We start from the raw sequence: 22,543 nt of genomic DNA on the forward strand, positions 1-22,543 counted from the left end.
GCTCAACAGCGCACACCGCGCCGAGGAGCCGATCATGCAATCCCTGTTACCGTTCACCGTCTTTGCGCTTGTCGCCTCAATCACGCCGGGGCCGGCCAATATTCTGGTGTTGTCCAGCAGCGCCCGGTTCGGGCTGGCGTCGGCCTTGCGGCTTACGCTGGGTATTTGCGTCGCGGCCTCGGCCATTGTGCTGTTCACGGGCTGGGGCCTTGGCAATGTGTTGATGAGTCACCCGGCCATCCAGACCGGCGCCAGGTGGCTGGCGCTGGCCTGGCTGACGCATTTGTCCTGGCTGTTGTTCCGCCACCCGCCAGAAGTACCGCAAGCGGGCGATACCGGCCGCGGCCAGATGGGCATGCTGGCCGGCGGCGGGCTGCAGATCGTTAACCCCAAGGTGTGGATGATGGCGCTGGCCGTGGTCAGCGTGTTTGCCGGCAACGGGCCGGATAAATCCACCCGCGTGGCGCTGATGGCGCTGATCTTCTTTATCGCCGCTGTGCTGTGCATGGCGCTTTGGGCATTGCTGGGGCGCGGGGTGGCGGTATTGCTGCATTCGCCGCGGCACTGGCGCTGGCTGAATCAGGCGCTGGCGGTGTTGTTGCTGCTGTCGGCCTGGTCGAGCATGCTGGGCTGAGCGCGGCGCCTGTTACTGGGGTCTGGGTTCGGCCTGCACGTTGCCGCAGCCGTCCAGCAAGTCTTCAGCGTGGCCCTGGTTGTGATCGCTATAGTGGCCGATCAGCACCAGTGGCCGCGTGGCGTCACCGTCAGCCACGCTGGCGGCAAACGCGGTGATGTTGCCTTTGTCCGCAGCCAGTTCCGGGTGCGCTTTGGCCAGGCTGGCGAACAGATCGGCGTCGATTTGTGGGCCGGCCAGCCGGCGCGCCAGGTAATGCTGCACGCCGTCGGTGGTGGTCAAGTCCAGCGGTTGCCAGCGGTCATTGAACTGGCTGGCATGCGCCGCCAGTTGTCTGGCCACGCCGGTTTCCACGCAGCTGATATGCACATGCAACTGGCCCTGACTGCGGCCCGGAATGGAATTGATCGCGATACCGACACGCGCCAGCGGCACGCCGCCGCTGACCGGTTTGGCATCGGCAAACATATGCCGCAGGCGCCAGGCCTCGGCAAACCAGTCGTGCGTGCCGCTTTGCCACAGCGCCTCGTTTTCAATACCGCAGACTTTCTGTTTGGGCACCAGCAAGTAGTGATACGGCGCGCGGTTGTTCTCGAAAATACCGAACGCGTCATCGTGATACGGGCAACTCACCGGGTCCGGCTGGCCGTTGTAGCAGACATGCTCCAGCACGCGCGGCAGATCGTTGCGGCCCTGGCAGGCTTGTTCGTCCGCTGCGGCCAGGGCGCTGGCAAGGGTCAGGGCGACGACAAGAAAACGGCGTACTTTCATGGGTGGCTCCGGCGGGGCAGAAGGCCCGCGGCGAACAGGTATAATGAACACTGCCAGCGGGCGGCTGGCTGGCCCGAATATACCGTTGTATTGCCTCGTTCGTGTGACAATCCGCCCTGTCCCGAGCAAGCCGAACCCTTGAGAGCCCTATGTCTGTACGCTGTAACCGGCCGTGTGCGCCGGCGTATCTGTCTTGCCTGATCTGCCGGAGCGCATCATGACCGCCGACCGCCCCACACGTGTGCTCTCGCTGATCCCGCCCATGACGCAGCTCAATACGCCGTACCCTTCCACGGCGTATCTGACCGGCTTTCTGCGTTCGCGCAATGTCACGGCGTTCCAGCATGATCTGGCGCTGGAACTGGTGCTGAGCCTGTTCAGCCGCAGCGGTTTGCAAAAGCTGTTCGATCACATCCAGCACGCCATTCCCCCACGCCAGCGCAGTGCGGCGGTGTACCAGTTCTGCGAGCAGTTCGAGCGCTATCTGGCCACCATCGACGCCACGGTCGGGTTTTTGCAAGGGCGCGATTCCACGCTGGGCCACCGCATCTGCAACCGCAACTTTCTACCGGAAGGCCCGCGCTTTGAGTCGCTGGATGTGTACGTGGATGAAGACGGCGGCGACCCGCTGGCCTGGGCGTTTGGCGCGCTGGGCATGCAGGATCGCGCCCGGCATCTGGCCACGCTGTATCTGAACGATATTTCAGATGTGCTGCGCGAGGCGGTCGATGCGCGCTTTGAATTTGTGCGCTACGCCGAATCGCTGGCCCAAAGCCAGCCGACGTTCGAGCCCTTGGCCACGGCCCTGGCCGCGCCGGCCAATCTGGTCGATGACACGTTGCACGCGTTGACCCTGGCCGCCATCGAACAGCACAAGCCCACGCTGGTGTTGCTGTCGGTGCCTTTCCCGGGCGCGGTATATGCGGCGTTCCGCATTGCGCAGAGCATCAAGGCGCATGACCCGTTCATTGTGATTGGCCTTGGGGGCGGCTTTGTGAACACCGAACTGCGCGAACTCAAAGAGCCGCGCGTGTTCGATTATGTAGATTACGTCACGCTGGACGCCGGCGAGCGCCCCTTGCTGGCGCTGCTGGAACACATTGAAGGCAAGCGATCGCAACAGCGGCTGGTGCGCACCTTTGTGCGCAATGCCGAAGGCAAGGTGCAGTACATCAACATGATGGAAGCCGATGTGCCGTTTGCCGAAGTCGGCACGCCCACGTGGGATGGCCTGCCGTTGAACAAGTATCTGTCGCTGCTGGACATGCTCAACCCCATGCACCGGCTGTGGTCAGACGGGCGCTGGAACAAGCTGACCGTGGCGCACGGCTGCTACTGGAAGAAATGCAGTTTTTGCGATGTCAGCCTGGATTATATCTCCCGCTATGAGAACGCCTCGGCGGTGGAACTGGTCGACCGCATCGAGCGCATCGTGGCCGAAACCGGGCAGACCGGCTTTCACTTTGTTGATGAGGCCGCGCCGCCCAAAGCGCTCAAGGCGCTGGCGGAAGAATTGCTGCGCCGCAATTTGTCCATTTCCTGGTGGGGCAATGTGCGGTTTGAAAAATCGTTCACGCCAGAGTTGTGCCAGTTGCTGGCCGACAGCGGCTGCATTGCCATCTCCGGCGGGCTGGAAGTGGCGTCTGACCGCTTGCTCAAGCTGATGAAAAAAGGCGTCTCGGTCGAGCAGGTCGCCCGCGTGACCCGCGCGTTTACCGAGGCCGGCATCCTGGTCCACGCTTATCTTATGTACGGTTTTCCCACGCAGACCGTTCAGGACACGGTGGATGCACTGGAGTACGTGCGCCAGTTGTTTGAAGAGGGTTGCATCCAGTCCGGCTTTTTCCACCGCTTTGCCTGTACGGTGCATTCGCCGGTCGGCCAGAACCCGCAAGAGTACGGCATTACGCTCGAACCGCTGCCAGAGATCACCTTCGCCACCAATGACGTCGGTTTTGTTGACCCCACGGGCGTGGATCATGACCTGATGGGCGAGGCGCTGAACAAGGCGCTGTACAACTTCATGCACGGCATTGCGCTGGAGCAGGATGTGCGCCGCTGGTTTGCCGTGCGTGTGCCCAAACCCCAGGTGCCGCGCCATTACATCGCCCAGGCGCTGGGGGCGATGTAACACCCGTCCGGGGCATGGCCTAGACTGACGGTTGGCAACCGCGCACAGGGCATGCTCATGTACACGCTTTATGGCACCAAAACGTCTGGCGCTGCTGCCATTGAAGCGGCGCTGGCGCTGCTGGATGTCCCGTACCAGGTGATCGACGCCGCCTCGTGGGAGCCCGGCAGGGGACTGGATGAACTGCGGCGGATCAACCCGCTGGCGCAGATCCCGACGCTGGTCCTGCCCGACGGCAGTGTGCTGACGGAAAGCGCTGCCATTCTGATCCACTTGGGCCTGGCGTACCCGCACAGCGGCCTGTTGCCGACCGATCTTTCTGCTCAGGCCCAGGCGATCCGCGGCCTTGTCTATATTGCGGCCAATTGCTACGCCGCCATTGGCGTCATCGACTACCCCGAGCGCTGGATCACCGGCGCTGACGAGAGCACGCTTGCCGCGATCAAACTAGGCACGCGCCAGCGGCTGCATACCTTGTGGGATACCTTTGCCGATACCTGGCCTGCCACGCCGTTCCTGAACGGCGCTTCGCCCGGGGCACTGGATTTTCTGGCGGTGGTGGTTTCCAAATGGTCTGGTGCGCGCGCGTATCTCAAGGGCTCGCGCCCGGCGTTCAGCGCGTTGCTGGCGCGCATTGAAGCGCATCCGTCCTTTGCGCAGGTGGAGGCCCGATACTGGCCTTGATCCGGATCAGCACACGGCGTGTGGCAAACCCCTAGCGTAGGGGTTTGCCCACGACAAAGGAGCCGCGCATGTTTCCGGAATACCGTGACCTGATCACCCAGCTCAAGCAGACCAACCCGCATTTCACCCGTCTTTTTAACCGCCATAACGAACTGGATCACGCCATCAAACAGATTGAAACCCGCGTGCCCGGCTACAACGAACTGGAAGTCGAAACCCTGAAAAAAGAGAAGCTGCGGATCAAGGACGAACTGCACTTGTTGCTGAAAAAAGCCGCCGCACCGGTCTGATCCCCGCGGGGCTCAACCCACAAAAAAACCGCGGTGCATGGCCGCGGTTTTTTTGTGGGCGTACCAGATTGATCAGATTTCAAACTGGAACTTGGTAAACACCTCGGCATCCCGCGTAGTCGCAGAGCCAGTCTGGATACTCTGGCTCCAGGTGGCGCCCAGATACCAGACCTTGAGCGCTGACCAGCGGTGCGCATAAGTCAACGAGACCGAATCGCTCTGGTAAAACGATGGCGCGACATCTGTCGGCAAAGCCGCGCTGCGGCGCGTGGTTTCCCGCTGCACAATGGCGCGGGCCGAATCCTGGCCAGTGAAATGCAGCACGGCCAGCAACTGCATGGCGGTATCACGCAAGGTGGTATCGCCATCCGGGCCGCGCAGTACGGTTTGCTCGAAACGCGGCTCGATCTCCAGCCGGTCCAGCGCCCGGAAACGGGCATCAAGCAGCGTGTACACGCCCGGGCTGACGCGATCATTCTCGATATCTACCTGATCACCCAGAATGGTTTTGGCTTCGATAAACGGAAACCAGGCCGCCGGGTTGGATTGCACATCCAGCAAGACCTGATCGAAGCTGTGCAGCTCGCCGCCGGCTTTCACGCGCTGGGCCTGGGCCGGGTGGTATTCCACATTGATGGCTGTATTGTGCGGCCCATACAGCGTGAAGCCCGGATCAACCAGCCGCTGCACCGTGCTGCCGTCATCAGTGGTGACGGACTGCTGGTAGAGCACGTAGCTGTCCAGCTCGCTCCAGTCTTCGCCCAGACGCTTCTTTTGCACCAGTTGCGCGGTCAGTTGCCGATAACCGGACTGGCCGAAAAAGCCGGTGTCATCGCGGAAGGCATCAGAGACCTGCTGATAAGTAAGTGACGGTTCCCAGTCCGGCGTTTTGCGGATCCAGTCCACCAGCACGTCAGAACCGCTCTGGGCCACGCCTTTGTGCAACAAGCCGTCATCGCCCGCCAGCGCCGAGGTGCTGGACAACAACCACTGTCCGCGAATCCGGTCGCCTTCGGCCGAGCGCCAGACCACGTCCGGGCCGATCACCGCATTGCCGCCCGCGCCATCTGCGTAATTGCGTGCGGTAAACAGGCCGCCCACCGAGAAGTTGTCCAGGTATGTGCGGGCGCGGCCAAAGGCGACGTCCGATTCCGGCTGGCTGACTTCGTCCGTGGTAAACGCGTGCGGAATCAGCACCTGGCCGCCGCCGGTATCCGCTGCCGCCATGATGGTGGCTTCGGTATTGTCGTCGCGGCGGGTGGCGCGCAAACCCCAGTCCGGCTGCGTGATAGAGCGCGTGTACAAGGCACGCGAGCCGTTGCCCCCTTGCTCGTTCATCAGCGAGGGGGATTCCAGAATGTCGCTGCTTTCCAGGAAGAACGGGCGTTTTTCCTGCAATTGCAGGGCAAACTGCGCGTTGCTGGTCAGTTGCGGCACATCCAGCTCAATCTGGGAGAAATCCGGCTTGAGCGTGGCATCGACCACCCATGCGGCGTTGGGCTGCCATTTCAGATCAACCCCGGCATCCAGATGCTGGGACTGCCTGGCCGGCTGCCCGGCCACACTGTCGCGATCAGCACGCACGGTCACTTGCGGCCGTACGCTGACGCTGTTGTTGGGCGGCGCGGCTTGCAGATCATCCAGCGGTGACATCAGTTCCAGCATGTTGGTGGCCGTCTGCATCAGCGGCACGCTCAGGAACAGATAGGTCTGATCACGCGGATAGCTGCGCATGATCTGGAACTGCCAGCTCTTTTTGGCGTTATCGGTAAAACGCAATTCGGTAAACGGAATGCGGATCACCGCCGAGTAACCATCAGCCAGCCGCACGGCCCGGGCGTCGACCTCGAAATCCGGAGAGAAATCCGCGTTGTCGGTGTCCGCGCTGTACGTGCCATCGGCAATCACGCCGCTGGGGTTCACCCGCACAAACATGGCGGATTTACCGGCGCCGATCGGGTCCAGATAGACCGCCACGAAGTCCTGATTGGTCTTCACGTTGTCACGCCGCACCAGCGGCGCGCGGATGTTTTCCGGGTGCGGGTCATAGGCGCGGATACCAAAGTACACCGCCCTGGCGTCATACAGCACGCGCACGGTGGTGCGCACGGGCGCCACCTTGCCGTCCACCGGCTGGTATTCCCAGAACTGGTCGTACTCGGTGGCCGACTGCCACAGGGCATCGTCCAGCGTGCCGTCGAACACCACTTTGGCGTTGTCGGGCACGTGGCGCGCCGCACAGGCGTTGTTGGCGTGGGCAGGTGCAGTCAGGCTCAGTGAGGCCAGTGCCAGCACGGCACAGGCCGGCCAGCGATAAAACGCATTGGGGATCATGGTGCGGTTCTTCTTCTTGTTTTTGTTGCCTGTTTTTTCTTCTTGTTCTGCCAGGTTCTGCCGGATCAGGCCGTCACACGGGCGCACGCCGCCGCACCGGCCCCGCAGGGCCGGTGGGCTTGAACATGTGCGGGGTCAGGCTTCGATCAGTCCGCGTTTGCGCAGCATGGGCGCAGCAACCGGCTCTTTACCGCGGAAGGTGCGGAAAGCCAGTTTCTGCTCGCGGCTGTTGCCGGCGCTGTAGATATAGCGGTAGAGCTTGTCAGACAGGGCCGGATCAAACGGATTGCCCGCTTCTTCAAAGGCCTCGAACGCTTCGGCTTCCAGCACTTCCGCCCACATGTAGACGTAGTAACCGGCGGCGTACCATTCATCCGAGAACAAATGCCGGAAATGTGCCAGGCGATGGTTCATGCCGGCTTCCGGAGGAACACCCAGACGCGCGCGTTCCGTCGCTTCAAAGGTGGCAATGTCGACACCGGCCGGATCGGTTTCCTGATGCAGCGCCAGATCAATCAGCGTGCAAGCGGTATACCGGACGGTCTCGAAACCCTGGTTGAACGTGGCCGCTGCGCGAATCCGCTTGACCAGTTCTGCCGGGATTACCTCGCCGGTCTGGACATGCCGGGCGTGCTTTTCCAGCACTTCCGGCACCAGCGCCCAGTTTTCCAGCAACTGCGAAGGCAGTTCCACATAGTCTTGCGGCACATTGGTGCCGGCCAGACGGTTGTAGGTCACGTTGGACAGCAAGCCGTGCAGGCCGTGGCCAAACTCGTGGAACAGCGTGCGTACATCATCAAAGCCCAGCAGGGTCGGGCCGCTGCTGGCTTTGGCGAAGTTGTTGTTGTTCACCACCACCGGCAGCTTGACCGCGCCATTGCGCGACTGGCCCCGGTAGATATGCATCCAGGCCCCGCCGCGCTTGCTGGCGCGGGCGTAGTTGTCTGACAGGAACAGCCCCATCACCTCGCCATTGCGGCTGACTTCAAACAGGCGCACATCCGGGTGATACAGCGGCACGTCATGGCGCTCGGCAAAGCTCAGGCCGAACAGCTGGCCGGCGCAATCAAACGCGGCGCCCAGCATGGCATCCAGGCTGAAGTAGGGCTTGATCTCGGCGTCATCCAGATCGTACTTGTCGGCGCGCACTTTCTCGGACAGGTAGAACCAGTCCCAGGCTTGTACGGCATCCGGCTCGCCCAGTTTGCGGGCAATGGCGACCAGATCGGCCTTCTCGGCTTCGCAGCGGCGCTTGGCCGGTTCCCAGACCTGTTGCAGCAGGTCGTACACGGCCTGCGGCGTGCCCGCCATGCGGTCAGCCAGGGCGAAATCGGCAAAGTTCTTGTAACCCAGCAGCATGGCCTTTTCATAACGCAGCGCCAGGATTTCCTGCGCCTGCGGGCCGGTTTCGCGCCCCGGGGTTTCGCCACGGCTCACCCAGGCTTTCCATGCGGTTTCGCGCAGGTCACGGCGGGTGGAGTAGCTCAGGAACGGCACCACCAGCGAGCGCGACAGCGTGATGACATAGCCATCCACACCACGTTCACGCGCGGCGCTTTGTGCAGCATCCCGCAAGAACGGCGGCAGGCCGGCCAGCTCGGCTTCAGACGTCAGCGTCAGGCGGAACTCGGCTTCGTCGGCCAGCACGTTCTGGCTGAACCGGGCAGAGAGTTCGGCAATGCGGCTGGCGATTTCGGCAAAGCGGGTGCGATCGGCGCCTTCAAGCTTGGCGCCGGTGCGGATGAAATCGGTATGCAAACGATCCAGCAGACGGCGCTCTTCTTCTGCCAGCTCCAGTTGCTGGCGCTGCTGGTACAAGGCATCCAGCCTGGCGAAAAAGCCTTCATGCATGCCGACGCGGCTGGTATGGGCGGCCAGCTTTGGCGCCATGGCCAGCTCCACTGCCTGCAGTTCAGCCGTGGATTCAGACAGCGTCAGGTTTTCAAACAGCAGTTGTACCCGCGTCAGGCGGGCACCGGCGGCATCAAATGCCGCTGCGGTGTTGGCAAAATCGGGAGCGGCCGGGTTGGCGGCAATGGCGTCGATTTCGGCCAGGTGTTCGGCAAACAGGGTTTCAAATGCCGGCGCAAAGTGCTCGGCACGGATCAGGTCAAAGGGCGGCAACTGGTGCGGGGTAGCCCAGCTTTCTAGCAGCGGATTGCTGTGGGTAGTCATGATGTTCTGGCCTTTTGGGCTGTTCTAAAGCGGCAATAGCTTGGGTTAGCTGAACACTTTGCCAGTATTATTTGAGGCCGGTCAAAGCCCGGATGGCCTCAGTCATGCTCTGCGCTACACACGCCGGGCTTTGGCACCACATAGGTGCCGCTTCTTTGCGTTTGCACGTGGTAATGCACGCAATAACAGTGACTTGCCGGCAAGGATTACGGGTTTGAGTATGCTGGCTACAATGAGCCACAACATCAGCATTTGCGGGAGTATGCGCCTCATGAATCTGGCAGGGATGGTCGAACAAGGCTGGAAGGATCACGCGCGCCAGCCAGAAGAAGTGGCCGCCGTTTTGCGTGGCGCCATGCATCAGGCAGATAACGCCCAGGACGCGGCTGATTTTTTGCGGCTGGCCACGCATCTGTTCGGGCATCACCTGCACGACTGGCCTGCCGCGCGCAGCATGGCAGAGTCGGTGGTCAGCCAGTTGCCGGCCGGGGCAGATCTGTCTGGCGTGTGGCTGCATGTCGCCGTTGCGCAATGGATGGCGGGCGACGCCGCGGCGGCCCTGGCCAGCCAGGCCCGGCTGATTGCGCTGGCGCCTGCGCAAAGCCTGGTGACGCATATCCGGTTTTGCGCGCTGGTGGTGCAGGCGCTGGTGGCGGCCAGACGCCTGACCGAGGCTGAACCGCTGTATGACGCGCTACTCAAACTGGCCGACTCTGCCGGTGCCGAGCCCGGTTGTGACCGGGCGCTGGCCGTGGCCAGCAACAACCTGGCGTCGCAATTGCTGGATGAATCAGCGCTGGATGAAGCAGAAACCGCGCTGATGCTGCGCGCCGCCAGGGCCGCCTTGCACTTCTGGCAGCGACACGGCACGCCCGTCAATCAGCCGCGCGCGCATTTCCTGCTGGCGCTGGTGCATAACAAAATGGCGCAAGGCGTGGCGGCGCAAGAACACGCGCTGACCGGGTTGCAACTGATTGCCGCGCATGAACCCGCCCCGGTCGACGAGACCTTTTTGCGCCTGGCACTGGCGCATGCCCTGCAACTTCTGGGCGATGTCGCCGCCAGCCGGCAAGCATTGGCGCAGGCCGACGCCATGGCGGCAGCATTTGAGGAGGAGGGCTTGCAAAGCTGGTATGCCGAGGAGCGCAGCCGCTTGCAACCAGCCTGATGCTGCGCTGCAGCAGTGACGTTGGCATAGCCGAAAAAATGTCAAACAACTATTCACGGCAGGCATCCGGGTTCATTTGCCTTTTCCCAAAGCAAGTTGAATCTGAAAAAGGCATGATCTTGCTCAATGAACGGCGGGGTGGGCGTGGTGGCGTGCCCGCCAGAAGACCAGCGAATCACGTCTAGACTATACCAACGGCATTGTGATGGCAGATGGCGATCCCATTTTCCCAGGCCGAAACCAGCCGCCCAGCGCGGTGAGCACAGGAACTCCAAAATGCAGACATTCTTGATTGCGCCGACCCGGCAAAACGTGGGGCTGACATCGGTATCGCTGGGCGTGGTGCGCGCCTTGCAACATCAGGGTTTGAAGGTGGGTTTTGTCAAACCGGTGGGGCAGGATCATGGCGACATCGAGCGCTCCACCCACTTTGCCAGCACCATCTGCCACATCAACAGCCCCACGCCGCTGTCGACCGCACAAGTTGTGGCACGCGTGGTGGCCGGCCAGAACGATGAACTGCTCGAAGACGTGGTCAGCCTGTGCATGACCGCCGCGCAGGGCGTGGATGTGCTGGTGATCGAAGGGCTGCATATTGATGCCAGCAACCCCATTACCGCGCGCCTGAACGATGAAATTGCCCGCAGCATGCAGGCAGAGATCATTCTGGTTTCCAATGCCTCGGTCTCTGGCGCGGCAGCAGAAGCGCGCGTGACCGGCCGCCAGTTGCAGAACGAAGGCCGCCGCGTGGCCGGCGTGATCTTCAACAAGGCGCCCGCCAGTTTTGACGCTGCCTCGGCCCAGTACGAGCTGGACGGCATTCCGCTGTGGGGCGTGATCAAATACGACGCCGGCCTGATGGCGCCGCGCACGCTGGACGTCGCCCGCCACCTCAACGCTGAAATCCTGATCGAAGGTGAACTGGCCACCCGCCGCGTGCAGGAAACCGTGATTGCCGCGCGTTCTGTACCCGAAGTGGTGGAACGCATGAAGCCAGGCGCGCTGATTGTCAGCGCCGGTGATCGTGACGACGTGATGCTGGCCACCGCACTGGCTGCCAGCAGCGGCATCCAGCTGGCCGGTTTGTTGCTGACCCACACCAGCGCGCCTGATCCGCGTATCCAGGCGCTGGCGACCACGGCATTGAAGAGTGGTATTCCGGTCCTGCGCACGGATACCGACAGCTATGGCACGGCCGAGCGCATCAGCCGCGTGCCGCCCGCCGTCGCCGCGGACGATACCGAACGCATGAATCTGGTGCTTGATGCCGTGGCGGACCAATTGGGCACGGTGCATCTGATGAACGCCGTGAAGGTGGCGCCGTCCACCCGCATGTCGCCGCCGGCATTCCGTTACCAGCTGATCCAGAAAGCGCGCTCGCACAAGAAACGCATCGTGCTGCCGGAGGGCGAAGAGCCGCGCACCATCAAGGCCGCGGTGATCTGTGAAGAAAAAGGCATCGCCCACTGCGTGCTGCTGGGCAAACGCGCCACCATTGAAGCCGTGGCGGCGGCGCAAGGCGTGCAACTGCCGGCCAGCCTGCAGATTCTGGACCCGGAAGAAATCCGCCAGGAATACGTTGCCCCCATGGTCGAACTCAGAAAGAGCAAGGGCCTGACCGATATCCAGGCGCTGGAACAACTGGGGGACTCGGTGGTACTGGGCACCATGATGCTGGCGGTCAACAAGGTCGATGGCCTGGTTTCTGGCGCCATCCACACCACGGCCAGCACCGTGCGCCCGGCCTTGCAACTGATCAAGACCGCGCCGGGTTCGTCCATTGTGTCGTCGGTGTTTTTCATGCTGATGCCCGATCAGGTGCTGGTGTATGGCGATTGCGCCATCAACCCCAACCCGACTGCGGTGCAACTGGCGGAAATCGCCAAGCAAAGCGCGGACAGCGCGCTGGCTTTTGGCATTGATCCCAAAGTGGCCATGATCAGCTACAGCACCGGCAAATCAGGCGCGGGCGTAGACGTGGACAAAGTGCGCGAAGCCACGGAACTGGCGCACGAGAAACACCCGGAACTGGTGCTGGACGGCCCGCTGCAATACGACGCCGCTTCCACTGCCGACGTCGCCGCGCAGAAAGCGCCGGGCAGCAAGGTCGCCGGCCAGGCCACCGTGTTTGTGTTCCCGGACCTGAACACCGGCAACACCACCTACAAAGCGGTGCAGCGCAGCGCGCATGTCGTCAGCGTCGGCCCCATGCTGCAAGGGCTGCGCAAACCGGTGAACGATCTTTCACGCGGGGCGCTGGTGGATGACATTGTGTTCACCATTGCGCTGACCGCCATTCAGGCCCAGCAGATGGCAGGCCAGACCGGGGCCTGAGCCCAGGCGGGCAGGCATTCCACAAAAAAAAGCCGGCGTATGCCGGCTTTTTTTTGTGGGAAGGCGCCGGAGGCTTAGTGCGGCAATACGGCTTCCCGGTTCGGGATATCAAATACATCGCACAGATAATTGAGGAAGTTCACGTCCTCGCACATCCCCTTGCCCGGGCTGTCGCTCACCTTGGCCACGTACTGGCCGTTGCAGCGCGTCAGTTTGATCACGATCTGCAGCGGTTCGATCCCGCAATCATTGGTCAGATTGGTGCCAATGCCAAACGAGGGCTTGGTGCGTTCGCCAAAATGCCGGTACAGCGCGATGGCGCGTTCCAGATCAAGCCCGTCGCTGAACACCAGTTGTTTGGTGGACGGATCAATCCGCATTTTCTCGTAATGCGCGATGGCCTTTTCGCCCCAGGTGAACGGGTCGCCCGAGTCATGGCGCAGGCCGTCAAACAGCTTGCAGAAATACAGGTCGAAATCCCGCAGGAAGGCATCCATGCCGACCACATCGGTGAGGGCGATACCCAGATCGCCGCGATATTCGCGCACCCAGTGTTCCAGCGCGTTTTTCTGGAAATCCCGCAGCCGTGAGCCAAAGCACTGAAAGGCCTGCATGTATTCATGCGCCATGGTGCCGATCGGCGTCAGTCCGTGGCGCATGGCTAGCAGGAGATTGCTGGTGCCACGCATGAACGGTTTGGCATCGCGCGCCAGGGTTGACACGACTTCTTCTTGCCAGTCGCGGCTGAAACGGCGGCGGGTGCCGAAGTCGAAAAAGATGAAGTTGGCGCGTTCTTGCGGCTCTTTGCCGAACTCACGCAACAGCGCTACCTTGGCGGCCAGCCGCTTGCGGCCTTCGGCCAGCGCGGTGCTGTGGTCAAAGTGACGGAAATACACTTCGTTGACGATGGAAAGCGCGTAGATCTCGAACAACATGCAATGCAGCATGGGCCCGCGCACGCGGATATCCAGGTTGCCAGCAATGGTGGTGGATTCTTCGACCGTAATGAACTTGCGCTGCAGCTGGAACAGCCGCAGGAAATCAATGAAATCGCCGCGCATGAAACGCAGGTTGCCAAGGTAGGCCAGCTCTGCCTCGCTAAAGCGCAAGGTGCACAGGTGATCAAGCTGGGCGTCGATTTCTGCCTTCAGCGTGGCCAGCGGGTAAGCCGGCTTGTTGCGGCAGCGGAACGTGTATTCCGCCTGCGTTTCGGGCTGGTGGTGCAGGATTTCCTGCATCATGGTGAACTTGTAAAGATCGGTATCCAGCAAGGATTCAATCACCGGGTTGGCGAAGGTCATGCAGTGCTCCTGGCGCGGGCTGCGCCGGCAAAAATCGGGACGACGGGTTGGGCCACGGTGGCCCGTTCAGGCAAACAGGGTGTCGCTGGTGGCCGTACGCATGCCCCGCGCGACCAGTTCCTGGACGAAGGTATTGCCCGCTTCTTCAAAGCCGCTGACGGCACTGCTGCAATCAGTCAGTAATAGCAGCTTGTGCACGTGCGCGTCACCCAGTTGCCTGGCCAGATCGCGCACGGTGCCGGCCACGCAGTGCGACAACGCCTCGCCAGCTATGACGATGGTATCGGCGGTTTGCAGCCGGGCAATCCAGTCCTGATCCGGCAGGGTGTGCGGGTCAGCCGGGTCCGGCACCTCGGCTTCAATGGCGGAATAATGCTCCGTGCCCGGATTAAGCCCCTTGATCTGGTAATGCACCGGGCGGATTTGCTGGCGCGACCACTGGTTAAGCGCCGCAAACAGCCCCGCATGCACATTGTGACCCCAACTGCCGATCAGGCAATGCTCTGGCCAGACCAGCAACTGGTAATGACCACGGCGGGTCAGTTCTTGTACATAACGCAGGCTGGCCGCTTGCAAGGCAGGGTCACGCGCTTGCCAGCGGCCCTGCTGTACCTCGGTTTGAGTAATCAGCGTGAACGGCGCGGGAGACTGGCCGCTGGCGTCACGCCACCATGCCGGGTGGGCGATGTCGATGGGCCGGTGGCTATCGAGCGTGACGTGGATGGCATCAAATCTGGCGGCATGTCTGGCCAGCAGGTCGGCCACGCGTTGCATGTCGGCATTGGCGCCGGGAACGGGCAGGGCAGCGCCCGGGATATCGCAAAAATCATTCTGCGGATCAATCAGCAGCAACTGGGTTGCCGCTTTGGCCAGGACAGTCATGGCCGGCTCCTGATGACAAGATCGGGTTGGCAAGGATCACACTATACGTGTTTCTGGTCCGCACCCGGCACAGATGGGGGCGATGCCGGATTATTCACCTGGCATCACCCCGCGCTGGCGCTGTTACATGCCCAGCGCGGCCAGCATCAGGAAAGTGGCAAACAGCACAAAGTGCGTCAGCCCTTCAATGGCGTTGGTTTCGCCGTCGTGCAGATTGATGGCGGCGGCCAGCAAGGTCAGCAGCATCATCACGGTTTGGGTCGGGGAGAGCGCCATGTAAATCGGCTCGCCCCGCAACAGCGCCAGGCCCTCGATCACCGGTACGGTCAGAATCACCGTAGACAGCGACGCGCCCAGCGCAATGTTCACCACGCCCTGCATGCGGTTGGCCAGCGCCGAGCGCAATGCAGTCAGGATTTCCGGGCTGGCGCTGATCACGGCCACGATCAGCGCGGCGGTAATCGGCGGCACGCCAGTGCCGGCCAGGCCCACCTCCAGCGTTTTGGACATGACCTCTGCCAGCGCACCAATCAGCACAATCCCGACCACCAGCAAGGCGGCAGAAGCGCGCACGTTGCCGTGTTCTTCTTCTTCGTCTGCCGTGGGTTCCGGATGCGCCGCGCCATGCCGGCGAGAACCATACTTGTAGCTGAAAAAGTAACTGTGTTTGCCAGTCTGCAGCCGCAGGAACATCCCGTACATCAACACCATGACCACAATGGTGAAGATGGAATACACCTGCCATTTACCCTGCGGAATGAACTCCGGCACCACCATGGAGATCCCCATGGCAGTCAGGATCATCACCAGATAGGTATTGCCGGAATCCACGTTGTACGGCTGCTCACCATGCTTGAGCCCGCCCAGAATGGCGGCCAGCCCCAGAATGCCGTTGATATCGAGCATGACCGCTGAATACACCGTATCGCGCATCAGCGTCGGCGCCGGCGCGTGGCTGGTCATGATCGCCAGGATCACCACCTCGACCAGCACCGCCGACAGCGTCAGGATCATGGTGCCGTAGGGCTCGCCAAATTTCTCGGCCAGGACCTCGGCGTGGTGCGCCACGCGCAGGGCCGCCAGCAAGATGGCGACAATGATCAAGAGCGAGGCAATCAGCCCCGCGCTCTGCCCACCTGCCACCGCCGCGTGCTCAAACGCGTACGCGGCCACGGTGGCAAGGACTGCAACCAGTAAAAAGGATTCCTGCTTCAGAAGTGTCATGATGGTGTGATTCGGGCTGCGGTTGTGTTGTTGTTTGTGTTCGCAGTGTAGAGCAATGCAACCGGCGGCGGCGCGCCGCCAAAAACAAAAAGCCGGCATGCTGGATGCCGGCTTTGCTTGCGCACAGATCGATCTGGCCGACCTTCAGGAACGCACTACAAACATGCTCGCGCATAACGCAAACCCGATCAGATACAAAAGCCAGGTTTGCGAAATGAAATACGGGTACACCATCAGCGCAATGCCCACCACAATGGGCACGCGCAGGCCGCGCTTCTTGCCGTAACGCAGGGCGGTAAAGCCGACAATGCTGAAAAACACGCTGGCAAAAAGATTGGCTGGAGTGGGAAGTAGCATGTCGGTTCCGTCAGGATCGGGTTCAGATGCTGATTGCATCATTCCATCGTGTAAAACGCAGCATCATCCGGCCCAACGTGCTGGGGCGCCCGCCAGGTGACATCACGCATGTTGCGCTGGATCTGGTTTTCTACACCCAGCAGCGTGGCAAAGATGGCCATGCGCACCGGAATGCCGTTATCGGTCTGGCGGAAAATGGCCAGGCGCGGATCGTGGTTCAGGTCGGTGGACAAGTCATTGGCCCCTTCGCGGCTATCACGCGGCAGCGGGTGCATGATGATGGTATCGGCCTTGCAATAAGCATTCACCACGGCCGCCGTGATCTGGAAATCCGCCGTATAGCCTTCCAGCTCCTCGCCCACAAAACGCTCTTTCTGGATGCGCGTTGCATACACCACATCTGCCCCGCGCAAGCCTTCTTGCAGCGAGTTGCTGATCTCTACCACGTGCCCGTTGCGGCTGGCGTGTTCGACCAGATAAGCTGGCATTTCCAGCGACGGTGGCGAAATCAGCGTGAACTTCATGCCGCGGTACAAGGCCAGCAGCTTGATCAGCGAATGCACCGTGCGGCCGTATTTCAGATCGCCGACCATGGCGATATGCGCTCCATCCACGAGCTTGCCCAGACGGGAGAACTCCGTCTCGATGGTGTACAGATCCAGCAGCGCCTGGCTGGGATGCTCCCCCGGGCCATCACCGCCGTTGATCACCGGAATATTGGTGGCACGGGCAAACTCCGCCACAGAGCCTTTTTCCGGGTGGCGCACGACCACGGCATCGGCATAACCGGCGATCACGCGGCTGGTGTCATAAATCGATTCGCCCTTGGCCATGGACGAAAACGAAAACCCGGTGGTGTCACACACGCTGCCACCCAGCCGGCAGAACGCCGCACCAAAACTCACCCGGGTGCGGGTACTGGCTTCAAAAAACAGGTTGGCCAGCACCGCGCCTTCCAGCACCCGGCATACCTTCTGGCGGCGGGCGATAGGTTGCATGATGTCCGCCACGCGCAGCAACTCGCCCACCGACTCCCGGGTGAACTGATCTACTGACAGCAACTGCGGGCGACCATTGGCCGAAATCCGGTCACGCAGCCCGGTTTGAACTACGCTCTGCGTATATCCGGCTTGATGGTCGCGTTGCAGAATCTCCGACACAAACCGCTCGACCATTTCCGGCATGGGGCGGAACTCGGAGGACTCGTCCGGCAAGAGCCAGGTATCCAGTGCGCGGCGGCTGCAGGCGAAGCGATCGGCAAAACCATCACGGGTGAGGTTGAGTTTGCGCATTGCATCGCGCAGGAAAACTTGCTGGCTCATGGTGGACATTTTTTTCTCCTAGTGTACGCGGGGCGTATATTAAGGGAGTGGGGTGGGGGATGTCGAGGGAGGGGGGATGAGTGGATTGAGGGGAAAGCAAAAGCTTTGTTAGTGCCTGACGGCACGGAGGTTTGATTGCCGGTGGTGACCGGGGCACTGTAGTGGATTGCCAGAGGGATGTGGGTGGGGTGGATTTGGAGTGGTGGCGATAATCCACCTGCTGCTGTCTTTAAAGCTTTTAACTGCTGTTAGCGCCTGGCGGCGCGGGTGTTTTGGATGTCGGGGGTTGCCCGACGGCAAGGCACTTTCTTTTGGGTCGCCAAAAGAAAGTGCCCAAAGAAAAGGCGACCCCTGCGACGGCGCCCTTCGGGTTCCCTGTGCTTCTCGCAAGGCGCGGCTGGCTACGGGAACTCGCTTCGCTCAGACACCCCTCCGCCGAAACCCCGCGCCTTGCTGCGATGCTCGGCGCAGTCAAAGGGGATGGCAGGTCAAAAGCAACTGCAACCCCGAACATCAACGGCAACGGCAACGGCAACGGCAACGGCAACGGCAAAGGCAAAGGCAAAGGCAACTTCGAAAATCAACGGCAACTTCGAAAATCAACGGCAACTTCGAAAATCAACGGCAACTTCAAAAGCAACTTCAAAAGCAACCCGACCGTGCAAACCGTCCGTTCGCAAGAATGGTGGGTTTAGCCCACCACTCCGTCATTCCCGCGCAGGCAGGATTCCAGTCCGCAGCCCAATGGGCTGCCTTCGGTGGATTACCGCCGCTGCCTCGCATTTATCCTTCGATACGTGCAAGCATTGCAACTGGATTCCGGCCTTCGCCGGAATGACGAGTCAGTGCGGGTGCGTGTTGAATTTGCCGTTGCCGTTGCCGTTGCCGTTGCCGTTGATTTTGGTTTCGGGTTGCAGTTGGTTTTGGGGGTGCCGTTGTTTTTGACTTTCCTCCCCCATTAAAGCCCAGCGCCGAAGGAGGGAGGGAGACCTTAGGCTCCCGAGTGAGAGAGGGCAGCCCGGAGGGCCGCCAGGCTGGGGTCGCCTTTCTTTGCCTACTTTCTTTGGCGAAGCAAAGAAAGTAGGGTGCTCCGGCCACCGCCGGTATGTAAAACACCGCGCCGCAGGCGCTAACAGCGGTTAAAGGTTTTCAGCTCCGGCCCCAAAGGCCACCTGCGGCGGCCAGACTGGATTCCTGCCTCCGCAGGAATGACGAACTAGTCGCGGCAGCCAGGTTCAAATCCGCGCCACCGCGCAAAAATAGTTTGCTGCCCACGCCCCCCAAAAAAACAAAAAAGGCGCCGGATTTCCCAGCGCCTTCCTGTTTCCAAAAACAAACCCTTCACTCCCCCGCCGCCGGCGCCAGCACCGTCCGGTTGCCATTACTCTCCATGGCACTCACCAGCCCCGCATTCTCCATCTGCTCAATCAACCGGGCCGCCCGGTTGTAGCCAATGCGCAGTTGTCGCTGCACAGACGAGATCGAAGCGCGGCGGCTTTTCAGGACAAACGACACCGCTTCGTCATACAGCGGGTCGCTTTCCTCGCCACCGGCCTCGGCCCACGGTGCGCCGCTGCTGCCGGCGGCGGCTTCGGCATCAAGGCCGCCGTTGAGGATGCCTTCGACGTAGTCCGGTTCGCCGGTGGTCTTGAGGTATTCGACCACGCGGTGGACTTCGTCATCGGCCACAAAGGCGCCGTGCACGCGTTGCGGGTAGCCGGTGCCGGGCGGCAGGAACAGCATGTCGCCCTGGCCCAGCAGGGCTTCGGCGCCCATCTGGTCCAGGATGGTCCGGCTGTCGATCTTGGACGAGACCTGGAACGCAACGCGCGTGGGGATGTTGGCCTTGATCAGGCCGGTGATCACGTCCACGCTGGGGCGCTGGGTGGCCAGGATCAAATGGATGCCGGCGGCGCGGGCTTTCTGGGCCAGGCGGGCGATCAGTTCTTCGATCTTCTTGCCGGCCACCATCATCAGGTCGGCAAATTCATCGACCACCACCACCACGAACGGCAGGTGCGTGAGCGGTTCGGGGTTGTCCGGGGTCAGGCTGAACGGGTTGCTGAGCGGCTTGCCGGCCTTTTCGGCTTCTTTCACTTTCTGGTTGAAGCCGGCCAGGTTGCGCACGCCCATGGCGCTCATCAGGCGGTAGCGTTTTTCCATCTCCGCCACACACCAGTTGAGCGCGTTGGCGGCCAGTTTCATGTCGGTGACCACCGGGGCCAGCAGGTGCGGAATGCCGTCGTAGACGGAGAGTTCCAGCATCTTGGGGTCGACCATGATGAAGCGCACTTCATCGGGCGTGGCCTTGTACAGCAAGGACAGGATCATGGCGTTCACGCCGACCGACTTGCCCGAACCCGTGGTGCCGGCCACCAGCATGTGCGGCGCTTTGGCCAGATCAGTGACGATGGGCTTGCCGGTGATGTCCTTGCCCAGCGCCATGGTCAGCCTGGAGCTTTGGGTGTGGAATGCCTCGGAACTGAGGATCTCACTCAGCCGGATCATCTGCCGCGTCGGGTTGGGCAGTTCCAGACCCATGCAGGTCTTGCCGGGGATGGTTTCCACCACGCGGATCGACACCAGGCCCAGCGCGCGCGCCAGGTCTTTCATCAGGTTCACAACCTGGGCGCCGCGCACGCCAACGGCGGGTTCGACTTCATAACGCGTAATGACCGGGCCGGCGAAGGCATCAAGCACGCTGACCTTCACCTTGAATTCGGCCAGTTTCTCTTCAATCACAATACCGCGATCAATCAACTCGTCCTGGCTGATCGGGTCTATGGCCTGGGCGGGCGGCAGCAGCAGGTCCAGCGATGGCAAACAGCTTTCGTCATACAGCGGGCGCGGCGGCGGTACTGGCGCGGGGGCCGGGCGGTTGATCAGGTCGGTGGCCCAGGCGGAGGGCTGATAGTCGCCGCTGGCGGCCAGTTCTGCGGCCACACTGGCGGCCGGGCTTTGCCAGGCCGGGGCGGGCGGCTGCAGCGGGACGGCAGCAGGCGGCAGCAGTTCCGGCTCAATGGCGAGTGCTGCTTCTTGCGCTTCGTCCTCATCAGCGTCTTCCCATGGCATGGGTTGCCAGCGCATGGGCGTAAAGGCAGGGGCGGCGGGTTCGGTTGCGGGTGGTGCAACGGCGACTACAGCGAGCTCGATAGCCGGGCTGGCCACGACGGGCGCGACAGGCGTGACCACGGGTGCGACAACCACCGGGGCCACGACAGGGGCTGCCGGGTGTTCAGCCGTAGTCTCTTCAATAGCCGGCAGCGGTACGTCCTGAATCGCGGGCCAGATGGCTTGTGCCGGTGCGGGGGCTTGGGCGATAACGGGTGCCGGGGCTTCAACCGCGGCGGCGGGCGCTTGCCATACCGGCATCTCCGGCAGCACCAGTTCTGGCGCAACCGGGTGGGCGTCCGGCGCTTGCAGCGGGCGCTGCCAGAACGGGCGCGGTGCCATCGGGGCTGGCTCAACGGCCGGCGGCGGCGTAATTGCTTGCGCGGGTACGGGCTCGGGCGGTGCGGTATAGCTTTGCGCGGTGCGAATGGTGCGGCCGCTTTGGTAGCGCGGTGCCGGGGTGGCCTCGGCCTCGGCCAGGGTTTCTGGCACCACAGACTCTGCCGCGACCACCGGCATCGGCACCGGTGCCAGCGGCGCGGGTTCCTCGGCCGGGGTTACTGTTGCGGAACGCTGAACCGGGCGGCGTGCGCTGATAAATACGGCGTCATCGGCATTGCTGACAGTACGGCTGCTGCGCACCACGATCGGCGCCGGCGTGCTGGCCGCTTTGGTGCCGTCTTGTGCAGTCTGGTCAAGCTGACGGGCATGTTGGGTTGCGATACGTTGGGTATCGCGATGGCCATGCATGGATTGCAGCCGGGCGCGGATTTCGTTGGCGTCGATACGCGGCAGATCGGCTTGCGGTGCCGGCGCCGGGCGCGGCGCGGGCTGGCGCGACAAATAGCGGGGCGGTTGCAGCACTTGCTCGCGGCCCAGGACCGGCAGCGGCTTGGGCGCTGGCGCGGGTGCAGCGCGCGGGAAGGATTTATCCAGCGTGATCACCGGCAACGGCGAACCGGCAGGGACGGTATTGACGGATGCAGCGGGGCGACGAGTGTCGAGCTTTTCTGCAGCACGCGTCAGGGCGGCCTGATGCGCCTCGTACGCCGGGTCAAATGCCGGCTCGGGGAGGTCTTCAAGCTGCGGGCTGGCCTCGATGCCGGGCTCTGCGCTGTGTTCGAACTCAGGCGCCGGTTCTGACCAGGTGCGGGTGAACCAGGAACGCAGGTTGACTGCAGGTGCAGCGGCCGCCGGGGCAGGGGCAGGTTCCGGCGTCACGTCCTCGGGCACGGTCTGGGCCGGCGGTTCGGTTTGTGCCTCGGCCATGGTCACCGGCAGCTTGTTGGTCAGTTGCGCAATAGCATGCTCAAGGCGGGCGCTAACGAGTTCGGTGAGCGCATTCCAGCGCAGACCGGCCCACAACGGAATACCCGCGCCGGTACCGGCGGCCAGCACGATCAGACCCAGCGCGGGATGACCCGTCGCCAGGATCAGGTGCCCGGCCAGTGCGCCACTGACAATCAGCAAAGCATAACCCGCTGCGCTACGCCAGCCGGGCCGGGTAATGCGCAAGGGCTGTTGCCGCAGGGCCTGCCAGGTTGCAATACCTGCGCCGATGGTCACCCACCAGCCGCCGATACCCAGCAGCGCGTGCCACCATTGTGGCCAGTGTGAAATCTGGAAAATAAACGCCATGCAGCAGGCAAACGCCAACAGGGCGATGCGGGCTACGGGCAGAAAGCCGCCGCCAGTGCGGCCGAAAGACGGGCGCGGCGTACGTTGCGGTTGGCCTTGATTCATGTCTGGTGTTTCTTGTCTAGCGTTGCGGACGAAAGGTGAACGGACGTTCTGTCTCGCCAAACCGGCAATCATAAGCCGCTAT

Annotated in this window: 17 protein-coding genes; 8 read left to right on the forward strand and 9 right to left on the reverse strand. The window is 62.2% G+C overall.

The window, feature by feature from the left end; genetic code table 11:
* Window positions 1–34: 34 nt before the first annotated feature.
* Window positions 35–634, forward strand: coding sequence for a LysE family translocator (locus tag IEX57_RS12630; protein WP_188704713.1), 600 nt, complete (start codon window positions 35–37; stop codon window positions 632–634).
* Window positions 635–646: 12 nt separating this feature from the next.
* On the opposite strand, the gene IEX57_RS12635 is transcribed toward IEX57_RS12630, so the two are convergent.
* Window positions 647–1,405 (reverse strand): CDP-diacylglycerol diphosphatase, encoded by a 759-nt coding sequence (locus tag IEX57_RS12635; RefSeq protein WP_188704714.1) that lies wholly within the window; start codon window positions 1,403–1,405, stop codon window positions 647–649.
* A 217-nt stretch (window positions 1,406–1,622) separates the two neighbouring features.
* Here IEX57_RS12635 and IEX57_RS12640 point away from each other — a divergent pair, with 217 nt between their 5' ends.
* The 3 genes from IEX57_RS12640 (at window position 1,623) to IEX57_RS12650 (ending at window position 4,510) form a co-directional block, all read left to right on the forward strand.
* The gene (locus IEX57_RS12640; protein WP_188704715.1) at window positions 1,623–3,536 is read left to right on the forward strand and encodes a B12-binding domain-containing radical SAM protein; all 1,914 of its coding nucleotides are present in this window, start codon (window positions 1,623–1,625) and stop codon (window positions 3,534–3,536) included.
* A 57-nt stretch (window positions 3,537–3,593) separates the two neighbouring features.
* The gene (locus IEX57_RS12645; protein WP_188704716.1) at window positions 3,594–4,220 is read left to right on the forward strand and encodes a glutathione S-transferase family protein; all 627 of its coding nucleotides are present in this window, start codon (window positions 3,594–3,596) and stop codon (window positions 4,218–4,220) included.
* 68 nt (window positions 4,221–4,288) lie between these two features.
* On the forward strand, window positions 4,289–4,510 hold the full coding sequence (locus IEX57_RS12650; protein WP_188704717.1) for an HP1242/YdcH family protein: 222 nt from the start codon (window positions 4,289–4,291) through the stop codon (window positions 4,508–4,510).
* A 72-nt stretch (window positions 4,511–4,582) separates the two neighbouring features.
* Here the strand turns inward: IEX57_RS12650 and IEX57_RS12655 are convergent, their stop codons facing one another.
* Together IEX57_RS12655 and IEX57_RS12660 are read right to left on the reverse strand one after the other, a co-directional pair.
* On the reverse strand, window positions 4,583–6,931 hold the full coding sequence (locus tag IEX57_RS12655; protein WP_188704718.1) for a carbohydrate binding family 9 domain-containing protein: 2,349 nt from the start codon (window positions 6,929–6,931) through the stop codon (window positions 4,583–4,585).
* A 48-nt stretch (window positions 6,932–6,979) separates the two neighbouring features.
* Window positions 6,980–9,019, reverse strand: coding sequence for a M3 family metallopeptidase (locus tag IEX57_RS12660; protein WP_188704719.1), 2,040 nt, complete (start codon window positions 9,017–9,019; stop codon window positions 6,980–6,982).
* Window positions 9,020–9,290: 271 nt separating this feature from the next.
* Here IEX57_RS12660 and IEX57_RS12665 point away from each other — a divergent pair, with 271 nt between their 5' ends.
* Window positions 9,291–10,187, forward strand: a complete 897-nt coding sequence (locus IEX57_RS12665) for a hypothetical protein (protein ID WP_188704720.1) — start codon at window positions 9,291–9,293, stop codon at window positions 10,185–10,187.
* Between the two features lie 276 nt (window positions 10,188–10,463).
* Window positions 10,464–12,521 (forward strand): phosphate acetyltransferase, encoded by a 2,058-nt coding sequence (gene pta, locus IEX57_RS12670; protein ID WP_188704721.1) that lies wholly within the window; start codon window positions 10,464–10,466, stop codon window positions 12,519–12,521.
* Window positions 12,522–12,595: 74 nt separating this feature from the next.
* Here the strand turns inward: pta and pncB are convergent, their stop codons facing one another.
* From pncB to IEX57_RS12695, 5 genes are all read right to left on the reverse strand, one after another.
* Window positions 12,596–13,822: a nicotinate phosphoribosyltransferase gene (gene pncB, locus IEX57_RS12675; protein WP_188704722.1), complete on the reverse strand. Its 1,227-nt coding sequence runs from the start codon at window positions 13,820–13,822 to the stop codon at window positions 12,596–12,598.
* A 66-nt stretch (window positions 13,823–13,888) separates the two neighbouring features.
* Window positions 13,889–14,704: a cysteine hydrolase family protein gene (locus tag IEX57_RS12680; protein WP_188704723.1), complete on the reverse strand. Its 816-nt coding sequence runs from the start codon at window positions 14,702–14,704 to the stop codon at window positions 13,889–13,891.
* Between the two features lie 123 nt (window positions 14,705–14,827).
* Window positions 14,828–15,928 (reverse strand): calcium:cation antiporter, encoded by a 1,101-nt coding sequence (locus tag IEX57_RS12685; RefSeq protein WP_229709006.1) that lies wholly within the window; start codon window positions 15,926–15,928, stop codon window positions 14,828–14,830.
* A gap of 144 nt (window positions 15,929–16,072) precedes the next feature.
* Window positions 16,073–16,285, reverse strand: coding sequence for a hypothetical protein (locus IEX57_RS12690; RefSeq protein ID WP_188704724.1), 213 nt, complete (start codon window positions 16,283–16,285; stop codon window positions 16,073–16,075).
* 38 nt (window positions 16,286–16,323) lie between these two features.
* A complete protein-coding gene (locus IEX57_RS12695; RefSeq protein WP_229709007.1) occupies window positions 16,324–17,607 on the reverse strand; it encodes an aspartate carbamoyltransferase in 1,284 nt (427 codons plus the stop codon).
* Between the two features lie 311 nt (window positions 17,608–17,918).
* On the opposite strand from IEX57_RS12695, the gene IEX57_RS12700 reads away from it, so the two are divergent.
* Together IEX57_RS12700 and IEX57_RS12705 are read left to right on the forward strand one after the other, a co-directional pair.
* On the forward strand, window positions 17,919–18,302 hold the full coding sequence (locus tag IEX57_RS12700; RefSeq protein ID WP_188704726.1) for a hypothetical protein: 384 nt from the start codon (window positions 17,919–17,921) through the stop codon (window positions 18,300–18,302).
* A gap of 63 nt (window positions 18,303–18,365) precedes the next feature.
* Complete coding sequence (locus tag IEX57_RS12705) at window positions 18,366–18,569, forward strand: hypothetical protein (RefSeq protein ID WP_188704727.1); 204 nt, start codon at window positions 18,366–18,368, stop codon at window positions 18,567–18,569.
* A gap of 379 nt (window positions 18,570–18,948) precedes the next feature.
* Here IEX57_RS12705 and IEX57_RS12710 read toward each other — a convergent pair whose 3' ends face one another.
* The gene (locus IEX57_RS12710; protein WP_229709008.1) at window positions 18,949–22,461 is read right to left on the reverse strand and encodes a DNA translocase FtsK; all 3,513 of its coding nucleotides are present in this window, start codon (window positions 22,459–22,461) and stop codon (window positions 18,949–18,951) included.
* Between the last annotated feature and the right edge of the window lie 82 nt (window positions 22,462–22,543).

The sequence above is a fragment of the Silvimonas iriomotensis genome, assembly GCF_014645535.1.
GTDB lineage: Bacteria > Pseudomonadota > Gammaproteobacteria > Burkholderiales > Chitinibacteraceae > Silvimonas > Silvimonas iriomotensis.

What these genes read in the sequence shown, in the direction of transcription:
- IEX57_RS12690 (WP_188704724.1), bottom strand. Translation starts at nt 16,285, where the DNA reads ATGCTACTTCCCACTCCAGCCAATCTTTTTGCCAGCGTGTTTTTCAGC.
- IEX57_RS12685 (WP_229709006.1), bottom strand. Translation starts at nt 15,928, where the DNA reads ATGACACTTCTGAAGCAGGAATCCTTTTTACTGGTTGCAGTCCTTGCC.
- IEX57_RS12665 (WP_188704720.1), top strand. Translation starts at nt 9,291, where the DNA reads ATGAATCTGGCAGGGATGGTCGAACAAGGCTGGAAGGATCACGCGCGC.
- IEX57_RS12650 (WP_188704717.1), top strand. Translation starts at nt 4,289, where the DNA reads ATGTTTCCGGAATACCGTGACCTGATCACCCAGCTCAAGCAGACCAAC.
- pta (WP_188704721.1), top strand. Translation starts at nt 10,464, where the DNA reads ATGCAGACATTCTTGATTGCGCCGACCCGGCAAAACGTGGGGCTGACA.
- IEX57_RS12645 (WP_188704716.1), top strand. Translation starts at nt 3,594, where the DNA reads ATGTACACGCTTTATGGCACCAAAACGTCTGGCGCTGCTGCCATTGAA.
- IEX57_RS12635 (WP_188704714.1), bottom strand. Translation starts at nt 1,405, where the DNA reads ATGAAAGTACGCCGTTTTCTTGTCGTCGCCCTGACCCTTGCCAGCGCC.
- IEX57_RS12640 (WP_188704715.1), top strand. Translation starts at nt 1,623, where the DNA reads ATGACCGCCGACCGCCCCACACGTGTGCTCTCGCTGATCCCGCCCATG.
- pncB (WP_188704722.1), bottom strand. Translation starts at nt 13,822, where the DNA reads ATGACCTTCGCCAACCCGGTGATTGAATCCTTGCTGGATACCGATCTT.
- IEX57_RS12710 (WP_229709008.1), bottom strand. Translation starts at nt 22,461, where the DNA reads ATGAATCAAGGCCAACCGCAACGTACGCCGCGCCCGTCTTTCGGCCGC.
- IEX57_RS12680 (WP_188704723.1), bottom strand. Translation starts at nt 14,704, where the DNA reads ATGACTGTCCTGGCCAAAGCGGCAACCCAGTTGCTGCTGATTGATCCG.
- IEX57_RS12630 (WP_188704713.1), top strand. Translation starts at nt 35, where the DNA reads ATGCAATCCCTGTTACCGTTCACCGTCTTTGCGCTTGTCGCCTCAATC.
- IEX57_RS12660 (WP_188704719.1), bottom strand. Translation starts at nt 9,019, where the DNA reads ATGACTACCCACAGCAATCCGCTGCTAGAAAGCTGGGCTACCCCGCAC.
- IEX57_RS12695 (WP_229709007.1), bottom strand. Translation starts at nt 17,607, where the DNA reads ATGAGCCAGCAAGTTTTCCTGCGCGATGCAATGCGCAAACTCAACCTC.